Genomic DNA, 9,483 nt, shown 5'->3' on the forward strand with positions numbered 1-9,483 from the left:
CGGTGACGTACGGCGCTCGCTCAGTAAGCGAGGAGCGCCCTCGAACGCGGCGGAGGACCCCGCCGGACGACCTGATGCCGCAGCGTGCGGCCGACCGCCGTGACGGCGGCCGTCGCCGGTACGGCGGGGATGCGCGGCGGAGCCGCGGCGGGTTCGGCGGCGAGGAGGGCGAGCAGCAGCCGGATAGGCCGGTCGGCCGCCCCGGCGACCCGCCGGGCCAGCGACCACGCGGCCCGCTCCCCGCGGCGCAGCCACCACGCCGCGATCAGTGCGGCGACGGTGTGCGCGAGCGTCATCGTCGTGCCGCCGGCGGCGTGCGCGACGGGGACCAGGATGTCCGAGCCCGCCATCGCCGCGTCGGGGACGGCGGTCTGGTGCACACCCGCCTGGTGCAGGGCCGCCGCGCGCTGCGCCGGGTCCTGCAGCGCCGCTGCGGGCGTGTTGATCGGGTCGGTGGCGCCCGTGAAGAGCGCGTGCAGCGCGAACTGGCCGCCCAGGAGGCCGCCGAGGATCGTCGCCAGCGACCGTTCGTGGCCCGCCAGCATGAGCGTCACGCCGAGCACCGCGCCGAATCCCGTCAGGACCGCCCAGATGGGGATCGCGGTCCCCGATGCGAGGACGTGCCCGGCGGTCGCCAGCGTGACGCACACGGTGGCGAACACCACCGCGCGCGCTGTTCGGAAGCCCGGTTGCGGGGGACGCGGGGACATGGCGCACCCATCGTCCCACCACATCCGCCGTCTGGGTAGTCGCCCCCGCGATCTTTCGACACGCCCAACATCTTGGGGTGATGCAAAGATCGTCAACTACATGTAGGGTTCAATCCCGTGCTGGTTCGCCCCCGCCGCTGGTCGGCGGGGGCGTCGCAAGAGGGAACCCGGTGCGAATCCGGGACTGCCCCGCAGCGGTGAGCGGGAACGACCGCCGTCATACGCACTGGGCCGGAATCCACCGGCCTGGGAAGCGACGGCCAGTAGGACGCGCCTTCGTCTTCCGAAGGTGCATTGCCCGCGAGTCCGAAGACCTGCCCGCACGTAGGAGGTCAGGCGACCGCAGCGGAGCTCCCGCGGAGTGAGGATCGCCTGACCGACCTTTCGGGGGTCTGGGGGTCGTCCCCCAGACCAACACGTCCAGGCTTCGCGGGTGGGCCGGGGGCGGAGCGCGGCGTGTGATGTCGCGTCCCGTTCGCATGCCGTCCGCGGGGCGGCTGCGAGGGGAGAGCACGTGACACAGGACCTGGCCGTACGGGTGGAGCCGGGCACGGCGGCGCTCACGGAGGTCGCCGCGGAGGTCGAGGTCGCCTGCGATGGGGTGCCTGACGTCGACGCGGCACGAGTGCTGGCGGCCGTCCGCTCGGGAACGGACGCCGGGCTGGACGCGGCGGCGTTGCGCGACCTTGTGATCGGCGAGGCGAGCGCGCTGGTCCCCGCCGAACCCGGATACTCCAAGGTCGCGGCTCGGCTGCTCGGGCTGCGGATACGGGACGAGGCGGCGTCCGCCGGGGTCCGGACGTTCGCCGACTCGGTCGCCGCCTCGCATCGGGAAGGTCTGCTCGCGGATGCTCCGGCCGCGTTCGTCGCCGCCAACGCGTCAGCGCTCAACGCCCTCATCGACGAGTCCGCGGACGACCGCTTCGAGTACTTCGGACTTCGGACGCTCTATGACCGCTATCTGCTGAGGCATCCGCAATCGCGGCTCGTCCTGGAACGTCCGCAGCATTTCCTCCTCCGCGTCGCGTGCGGCCTGTCCGACGACGTGGACGAGGCCGCCGAGCTGTACGGGCTGCTCAGCACCCTGTCGTATCTGCCCAGCTCACCGACGCTGTTCAACTCCGCGGCCCGCCGCCCGCAGCTCTCGTCCTGCTTCCTGCTCGACTCGCCGCGCGACGAGCTGGAGTCGATCTACGAGCGGTACGGGCAGGTGGCGCGGCTCAGCAAGTACGCGGGCGGCATCGGGATCTCCTGGACGAAGGTCCGCTCGCGCGGGTCGCTGATCCGCGGTACCAACGGGCATTCCAACGGGATCGTCCCGTGGCTGCGGACGCTCGACTCGTCCGTCGCGGCCGTCAACCAGGGCGGACGCAGGAAGGGCGCCGCGTGCGTGTACCTGGAGCCGTGGCACGCCGACGTCGAAGAGTTCCTTGAGCTGCGCGACAACACGGGCGAGGACGCGCGCCGCGCCCACAACCTGAACCTGGCCAACTGGATCCCGGACGAGTTCATGCGCCGCGTCGAGCAGGACGGGACGTGGTCGCTGTTCGACCCGAAGGAGGTCCCCGAGCTGGCCGACCTGTGGGGCGACCCGTTCGACGAGGCGTATCGGGCGGCGGAGAAGGCGGGACGGTTCGTCCGGCAGCTCCCGGCGCGCAAGCTGTACGGGCGGATGATGCGGACGCTCGCCGAGACGGGCAACGGCTGGATGACGTTCAAGGACGCCGCCAACCGCGCCTGCAACCAGACGGCCGAGCCGGGGCAGACCGTCCACCTGTCGAACCTGTGCACGGAGATCCTGGAGGTGACCAGCGACGGCGAGGCGGCCGTGTGCAACCTCGGATCGGTGAACCTCGCCGCGCATGTCGGCCCGTCCGGCATGGATTGGGAACGGCTCCGCGGCACCGTCCGCACCGCCATCCGGTTCCTTGACCGCACCATCGACCGCGGCTTCTACCCCACGCCAGAGGCGCAGGCAGCGAACAGCAAATGGCGTCCGGTCGGCCTGGGCGTGATGGGTCTCGCGGACGTCTTCTTCACGCTCCGCCTGCCGTTCGACTCCGACGAGGCCCGCAAGCTGTCGACGCGCATCTCGGAGGAGATCGCGCTGGCGGCTTACGAGGCGTCCGCCGACCTCGCCGCCGTGCACGGCCCGCTGCCCTCCTACGACCGGACGCGCACCGCCCGCGGCCAGCTCCATCTCGACCATTTCCCGGACGCCGCGCCGACCCGTCCCGCCGAATGGGAGCGGGTCCGGGCGCGCGTCGCCGAGGTCGGGCTGCGCAACTCGCTGCTGATCGCGATCGCGCCGACCGCCACGATCGCGTCCATCGCGGGCTGCTACGAGTGCATCGAGCCGCAGGTGTCCAACCTGTTCAAGCGCGAGACGCTGTCCGGCGAGTTCCTGCAGATCAACGGCTACCTGGTGGACGATCTGAAGTCGCTCGGGCTGTGGACGTCGGCCGTCCGGGAGGCGATCAAGAAGGCGAACGGGTCCGTCCAGGGCCTGGTCGACCTGCCGGACGAGATGCTGGCCCGCTACCGGACCGCCTGGGAACTGCCGCAGAAGGCGCTGATCGACCTCGCCGCCGCCCGCACCCCGTACATCGACCAGTCGCACTCGCTGAACCTGTTCATGGAGACGCCGACCATCGGAAAGCTCTCCTCGATGTACGCCTACGCGTGGCGGAGCGGCCTCAAGACGACGTACTACCTGCGGTCGCGTCCGGCCACGCGGATCGCGCAGACGACGGTCGCGGGAACGGCGGCCGCTGAGGCGACGGTCGCGGCGGCCGTGTGCTCCCTGGAGAACCCCGAGACCTGCGAGGCATGCCAATGATGTTGCTCGACCCGGGCATGGACCTGACGCTGCGGCCCATGCGCTACCCCGACTTCTACGAGCGCTACCGCGCCGCGATCCGCAACACGTGGACGGTCGAGGAGGTCGATCTCGCGTCCGACCTCGTGGACCTCGCTCGCCTGACGCCCGCCGAGGTGCACCTGGTCAACCGGCTCGTCGCGTTCTTCGCCACCGGCGACTCGATCGTGGCGAACAACCTGGTGCTCAACCTGTACAAGCACGTCAACGCCCCGGAGGCGCGGCTGTACCTGTCGCGGCAACTTTACGAGGAGGCCGTGCACGTCCAGTTCTATCTGACCCTCCTCGACACCTATCTGCCAGACCAGGACGAGCGCGCTAAGGCGTTCGCGGCGATCGAGCACATTCCGTCCATCCGCTCCAAGGCGGAGTTCTGCTTCCGCTGGATCGACTCGCTCGGTTCCCTGGACGAACTCCGCACCGCCGCAGACCGCCGCGCGTTCCTACTGAATCTGATCTGTTTCGCTGCCTGCATCGAGGGCCTGTTCTTCTACGGCGCGTTCGCCTACGTGTACTGGCTCCGTTCGCGCGGGCTGCTGAACGGCCTGGCCTCCGGAACCAACTGGGTGTTCCGGGACGAGTCGATGCACATGGAGTTCGCGTTCTCCGTGGTCGACACCGTCCGGGCCGAGGAGCCGGAACTGTTCGACGCCGAGCTGACGGAGCAGGTCACGCGGATGCTGGAGGAGGCCGTCCAGGCGGAACTCGACTTCGCGCGGGACCTGTGCGGCGACGGCCTGCCCGGGATGAGCGCGGACGACATGCGCACCTACCTGGAGTACGTCGCGGACCAGCGGCTCGTCCGGCTCGGCATCCCGGCCCGCTACGGGACGGCGAACCCGTTCGCGTTCATGGAGCTGCAGGACGTCCAGGAGCTGTCGAACTTCTTCGAGCGGCGCGTCTCGGCGTACCAGATCGGCGTGGAGGGGAGCGTCTCGCTGGACGAAGCGTTCTGACCCACTAGGGGCGGCGGCCCGGCTCCGGACGTTGGTCCGGAGCCGGACCGTCCTCCAGCCCCCACCCGCCGCCATTCAACGGACGAGCTCCGCTCGACGGCCCGTTGCGCATCCCGCGTATCTCGGTACTCTCAATGGAATAAATCTTAACGTTCATCTACTTGACGTTGAGCAGATGTCCTTGAGTTGGGAGTGTGCAGCGATGAACCGCGTCGAACCACCCGCATCGGCCGAGGCCGCCGCCGAGCACGTGTCCGTCAAGCGCTGGCTGGCCGTGCTGGCCGTCGCGGTGGGGACGTTCCTCGTGGTGACGGCCGAGCAGCTGCCCGTCGGCCTGCTGACGTCCATCGGCGGTGACCTCGGGGTATCCGAAGGGACCGCGGGCCTGATGGTCACCGTGCCGGGACTCGTCGCGTCCGCGGGCGCGCTGCTGGTCCCGGTCGCGATCGGACGCTTGGACCGCCGCACCGTCCTACTCGCCCTGATCAGCCTCATGGTGGTTGCCAACCTCCTTTCCTTCCTCGCCCCGAACTTCCCAGTGCTCCTCGCTTCCCGCTTCCTGGTCGGGATCAGCATCGGCGGGTTCTGGGCGCTGGCGGCGGGGATCGCCGTCCGGCTGGTCCCGTCCGGCCACGTTGCCCGCGCCACCTCGATCGCCTTCGGCGGGGCCACCGCCGCGAACGTCCTCGGCGTCCCGGCCGGGACGCTGATCGGCGGCCTCACCGACTGGCGGATCGCGTTCCTCACCCTCTCCGGCCTCGGTCTCCTAGCCGTCGCCGCGCTGTTCCTGCTCCTGCCCGGCATCCCCGCCACCGGCTCCATCCGCCTCGGCGCGCTGCTCTCCCTCTTCGGGAACCCGTTCGTACGCGGCGCCACCATTGCCACGTTCCTCCTGGTCACCGGGCACATGGCGGCCTACACCTTCGTCAGCCCCGTCCTCCAGGACGTCTCCGGCATCGATGAGGACCTCATCGGCCCGCTGCTGCTCCTGTTCGGCGCCGCCGGCATTGCCGGGACGTTCATCGGCGGAGCCGCCGCAGGGAAGAACGTCCGCGTCACCATCGCCGCCGTCAGCATCCTGCTCACCGCCGTCCTGGCGCTGTTCCCGCTGCTCGGCGCGACCGCCGTCACCGGGATCGCCCTGCTGATCCTGTGGGGTCTGGCGTTCGGCGGCGTCCCCGTCACCGTCCAGATGTGGATCCTGAAGGCGGCTCCCGACCACGCCGAGGCGGCCACGGCCCTCAACACCGTCGTGTTCAACCTCGCCATCGCGCTCGGCGCGCTGTTCGGCGGCTTCGTCGTGAACGGCGCGTCCGCCACCGCCGTGCTGTGGTTCGGGGCCGCGCTGACCGTTCTCACATTCCTGGCCGTGTGGAGTACGCGGCGCGCCTAACAGGGAGGATGATGTTCCGCACCTCTGGGACGGTTCCGAACTTTCCAGAGTGGGCAGACGTTGAACTGTCATAGCAAGGCCGAGGAGGAAGAACGATGGCTTCCATCATCGACCGGATTAAGAGATTTCTCCGGAGCCCGCAAGGCCAGAAGGCGCGGGCCAAGGCGGAACGACTCGCCCGCGACCCGCGCACCCAGGCCAAGGCCCGCCGCCTGCTGGCCAAGGTCCGCGGCGGTTCCCGCCACTGACCCCGGTGGCGACCGTCACCGATGACCCACGATCAGGCCCGTCCCGTTGAGGGGCGGGCCTTCGACTGCCAGCCCTTATGTACCGGCCGAACGAGCCTTGCGGACGCGGCGCACGATCACCCAGAGCGCGGCAACGGCCAACAGGAAGATGCCGCCGCCGATGAACCACGGTTTCCGGCTCGGGGAAGTATGGCCGGAGACGACCACGATCTCGCTCTTGCCCGACACGGCGGTGATGTCGCGGGTCACGAGCATGAAATCGTCGGAACCGAGCACATCGTTGTTCTCCCGGAAGCCGTTCAGGCCACCGGTGTGCTGCTCCTTCTTTGAATCGACCAGCAGCTTGGTGCCGTCGGCCTTGTGTACCAGGTACAGCGAGATGAGTTCGAGTTTGTCGTCGTCCCGCTTGACCAGGATCTTGCGTTCGTAGACCTTTCCGTTCGGCCCGGAAAGCGCCCGCGCCGCGTCCAACCCGGCCGGCGGCTTGCTGGAACCGCCCTCCCGCCACGGCCGGACGCAACCGGACGCATCGCAGGGACGCGGCGCCATCAGCCGTCCGATGAGCTCTTCCGGCGACCCCATGCTGGCGAAATTGGCCACCCGGGCCTGGCTGTTGGCGCTCTGGAACTCGTCGCCGACGACGTCCGTCGACCGCACGTACTCCCCGAACATCTCCCTGGTGGTGGGCGGCGTCGCGCACGCGGCCAGCGGCAGCGCGAGCGCGCTCACGGCCGCCACCCGCACCGCGGAAGCCCGCGCGACCCTTCTGAACGCCCCCGCGAGCCCCCGGCCGTCATCCGAACCGATCATGACTTCGCCACCTCTCCCTCGCCCGGCGTCCACCGACCGCGCGCGGACGAGGCCGCACGCCCGCGGCCGGTCCCGAACATTGGGGATATCCGCCCTGCTCATGACCAACGTTCCGCACATTATGGAACGGTCAAATGGCCACGACCGAGGGGGAATGCGCCTTGAGAACGATCAAAACGCGGACAGTATCCCAGCGGATTAACGCCGATTCAATCGCCCTTCCCCGTTGATATGGCGAGTTTTCGACTTTGTCGAAAAGGGCCTTGCGGCGGCCGCCGTGCTCAGGCCCATGACCCAGACCTGGACCCGCCGTCCCGGCCTGGCCGAAATAGACGAGACGGACAGGGTGTTACGGGGGATCACGGCTTCACAGATGGAGGAGTCTCGCTGATGGTCAGTGTGAGCATGGAGACTGCGGAACAGACAGAACAGCGGCTACGCCGTGTGATCACCCAGGCTGATCTCGTCGTACACGACGGCGTCTGGTGTTTTGAGGAGTCTCCGGCCGACCAGCCGCCGGCGCTCACCCCTGAAACGCTTGCGGTCGTTCGAGACCAGGAGAGCTGGAGCCGCCTGGCCCCGCTCACCCAGCAGGGCGACGGCATCGAACGCTTCGGAATCTTCTCTTTCCACTTCGCCGACCAAGCGGACAACAGCGGTTTCGTCGGCTGGCTGGCCACCCACCTCAAGACCGAGTTGGGGACCGGCGTATTCGTTGTCTGCGGCAGCAACCGCGCCCGTGGCGGCATCTACGACTACTGGGGCTGCCCCATCGATCTGCTGGATCAGGCCATCGCAGTAGTCGAGACGCTACGAGCCCACTGAGGACTCGTCCATCACGCCAACCCTGGCGTGGTCATGGTCAGAGGTCGTAGACGCCCTGCTTGATCTGTGACATCAGCTCGACCCACACGTCCCGCTCCACGGCCAGTACGCCACCACTGGGGATTCTTGGAGTCCCGGACCAGGTGACGAGAGTCTCGGACGCAGGTTTCAACGCAACCGTTGGCCCCCTCGCTTTGGCTGCTCTTGCGAAAGATGACTCTTCCAAGGCTGGCCCTGGTCACTGCTCCTCCTGCGTCAGAGGTCGTAGGCGCCCTGTTTGATTTGCGTCATCAGGGTGGCCCACTGGTCGTGTTCCAGGGTCAGGTGGCCGCCGTGGGGGTTCTTGGAGTCCCGTACTGCCTTCGTGTCGCCCATACCGGCAACCTCGACGCAGTCACCGCCTGTGCTGCCACTGTGGGAACTCTTGCGCCAGCAGATGAGGGAGGGGTTACGGTCTTTCATCGGCTCAATCTCCTAGTCGTTCCACTCTGCGGCAATCTTCTCAATCATGGCGGCCGAGTCACGCGGGCTCAATGCCTGGGCCCGCAGAGAATCGAACGCCAGCCGATGAGTCTCGATCTCGGGCAGCTTGTCCATGAGCAGTGCTCCTGCGCGGTTCTCGATGTAGGCGTACTCGGAAACGGCGGCGTCTCCCAAGTCCAGGGTGAGCAGCGTGAACGAACCGCACGTCCCGGGGTGAGCTCCGATCGAAAATGGCAGGACCTGAAGCTTGATGTTGCGTTGACGGGCCTTGGAAACAAGGACACCCAACTGGTCAGCCATGATCTGCGGACTGCCGACGGCACGGCGTAGAACAGCTTCGTCGAGGACGACCCAGTAGTGAAGTGGATCATCTCCGCTCAGAATCGCCTGGCGAGCGAGACGAGCTTCGACACGCGCTTCGATTTCTTCGTCGGCAGGTGGGCGCGGTTCGACGGACAGAACCGCGCGAGCGTACTCCGCTGTCTGGAGGAGACCGGGCACCCACTCACTGACGTAAGCGTGCATCTCGGTGGCCTCGGCTTCTAGGCCGAGGTAGAGCTCGAAGCCGGGGTGGAGGACTTCGCCGTAGCGTTGCCACCAGCCGCGCTGACGTGCGGCCTTGGCCAGCTCGGTCAGCTGGGCCGTCTCCTCCGAGGTGGCGCCGTACAGGTCCACGAGTCGTTCGAGGACACGGGCGGGCACGGAGCTTTGCCCGGTCTCCATCCGGCTGATGGTCGAGTCCGTCCGGGCGATGTGATGGGCCGCGTCGTCCGCCGTGACGCCTGCGCGGGTCCGCAACGCGCGGAGGCGGATGCCCAGCATGATGCGGCGGACGGTCGGGCTTTCGGGGCGTGGCATGGAGGCACCTCCTCGATTCTCCGTGGTCATTGTCCACTCCCGAAGTCACCTTGCGTGGTGAAACCGGCACACACAGTCCAACTCGGTCATCTCATGTGAGTTTTCTAAACGGGATTGCATCTTAGCTTCCCGTGAGTCAGGATCTAGCCGTCCGTACGACATGTGACGCGATGCACACACATCGTGATCACGGCCGGGAGGTGTGACGCATGGAGTGTCAGGGTGGGGAGCGGCTTTCGCCGGGTGGGGTTTGTGCTTGGCGGTTGCCGGAGGACGAGCGGGGGCCGGCGGCGGCGCGGCGGCTTCTGCAGGAGACGATGGG

General features: G+C 68.2%; 10 protein-coding genes and 1 riboswitch. Of the genes, 5 read left to right on the forward strand and 5 right to left on the reverse strand.

What is annotated here, in order from left to right; all coding sequences use genetic code 11:
- Positions 1-20: 20 nt before the first annotated feature.
- Entirely contained in the window at positions 21-665 is a 645-nt protein-coding gene (locus tag E1287_RS29250) for a hypothetical protein (protein WP_131968439.1), read from the reverse strand.
- Positions 666-814: 149 nt separating this feature from the next.
- Positions 815-1,047, forward strand: a riboswitch (cobalamin riboswitch).
- 177 nt (positions 1,048-1,224) lie between these two features.
- On the opposite strand from E1287_RS29250, the gene E1287_RS29255 reads away from it, so the two are divergent.
- The 4 genes from E1287_RS29255 (at position 1,225) to E1287_RS44005 (ending at position 6,185) form a co-directional block, all read left to right on the forward strand.
- Positions 1,225-3,549, forward strand: a complete 2,325-nt coding sequence (locus E1287_RS29255) for a ribonucleoside-diphosphate reductase subunit alpha (RefSeq protein ID WP_243719511.1) — start codon at positions 1,225-1,227, stop codon at positions 3,547-3,549.
- On the forward strand, positions 3,540-4,544 hold the full coding sequence (locus tag E1287_RS29260) for a ribonucleotide-diphosphate reductase subunit beta (RefSeq protein ID WP_243719512.1): 1,005 nt from the start codon (positions 3,540-3,542) through the stop codon (positions 4,542-4,544). Before E1287_RS29255 ends, E1287_RS29260 begins: the two co-directional genes overlap by 10 nt.
- Positions 4,545-4,746: 202 nt before the next feature.
- Positions 4,747-5,937, forward strand: coding sequence for an MFS transporter (locus tag E1287_RS29265; RefSeq protein ID WP_131968441.1), 1,191 nt, complete (start codon positions 4,747-4,749; stop codon positions 5,935-5,937).
- A gap of 95 nt (positions 5,938-6,032) precedes the next feature.
- Positions 6,033-6,185 (forward strand): hypothetical protein, encoded by a 153-nt coding sequence (locus E1287_RS44005; protein WP_165969229.1) that lies wholly within the window; start codon positions 6,033-6,035, stop codon positions 6,183-6,185.
- 75 nt (positions 6,186-6,260) lie between these two features.
- Here E1287_RS44005 and E1287_RS29270 read toward each other — a convergent pair whose 3' ends face one another.
- Positions 6,261-6,914 carry a hypothetical protein gene (locus E1287_RS29270; RefSeq protein ID WP_131968443.1) on the reverse strand — a complete coding sequence of 218 codons (654 nt, stop codon included), beginning with the start codon at positions 6,912-6,914 and terminating at the stop codon, positions 6,261-6,263.
- A 471-nt stretch (positions 6,915-7,385) separates the two neighbouring features.
- Here E1287_RS29270 and E1287_RS29275 point away from each other — a divergent pair, with 471 nt between their 5' ends.
- Complete coding sequence (locus E1287_RS29275; RefSeq protein WP_131968445.1) at positions 7,386-7,820, forward strand: DUF6196 family protein; 435 nt, start codon at positions 7,386-7,388, stop codon at positions 7,818-7,820.
- Between the two features lie 37 nt (positions 7,821-7,857).
- Here E1287_RS29275 and E1287_RS46425 read toward each other — a convergent pair whose 3' ends face one another.
- From E1287_RS46425 to E1287_RS29290, 3 genes are all read right to left on the reverse strand, one after another.
- Positions 7,858-7,992 (reverse strand): hypothetical protein, encoded by a 135-nt coding sequence (locus tag E1287_RS46425; RefSeq protein WP_279507238.1) that lies wholly within the window; start codon positions 7,990-7,992, stop codon positions 7,858-7,860.
- 83 nt (positions 7,993-8,075) lie between these two features.
- Positions 8,076-8,282 (reverse strand): DUF397 domain-containing protein, encoded by a 207-nt coding sequence (locus tag E1287_RS29285; RefSeq protein ID WP_131968449.1) that lies wholly within the window; start codon positions 8,280-8,282, stop codon positions 8,076-8,078.
- Positions 8,283-8,294: 12 nt separating this feature from the next.
- A complete protein-coding gene (locus E1287_RS29290) occupies positions 8,295-9,161 on the reverse strand; it encodes a helix-turn-helix transcriptional regulator (RefSeq protein WP_165969230.1) in 867 nt (288 codons plus the stop codon).
- Between the last annotated feature and the right edge of the window lie 322 nt (positions 9,162-9,483).

Origin of the sequence: Actinomadura sp. KC06 (assembly GCF_004348735.1) — a bacterium.
Taxonomy (GTDB): Bacteria; Actinomycetota; Actinomycetes; order Streptosporangiales; family Streptosporangiaceae; genus Spirillospora.

What these genes read in the sequence shown, in the direction of transcription:
- E1287_RS29260 (WP_243719512.1), top strand. Translation starts at nt 3,540, where the DNA reads ATGCCAATGATGTTGCTCGACCCGGGCATGGACCTGACGCTGCGGCCC.
- E1287_RS29265 (WP_131968441.1), top strand. Translation starts at nt 4,747, where the DNA reads ATGAACCGCGTCGAACCACCCGCATCGGCCGAGGCCGCCGCCGAGCAC.
- E1287_RS44005 (WP_165969229.1), top strand. Translation starts at nt 6,033, where the DNA reads ATGGCTTCCATCATCGACCGGATTAAGAGATTTCTCCGGAGCCCGCAA.
- E1287_RS29275 (WP_131968445.1), top strand. Translation starts at nt 7,386, where the DNA reads ATGGTCAGTGTGAGCATGGAGACTGCGGAACAGACAGAACAGCGGCTA.
- E1287_RS29285 (WP_131968449.1), bottom strand. Translation starts at nt 8,282, where the DNA reads ATGAAAGACCGTAACCCCTCCCTCATCTGCTGGCGCAAGAGTTCCCAC.
- E1287_RS29290 (WP_165969230.1), bottom strand. Translation starts at nt 9,161, where the DNA reads ATGCCACGCCCCGAAAGCCCGACCGTCCGCCGCATCATGCTGGGCATC.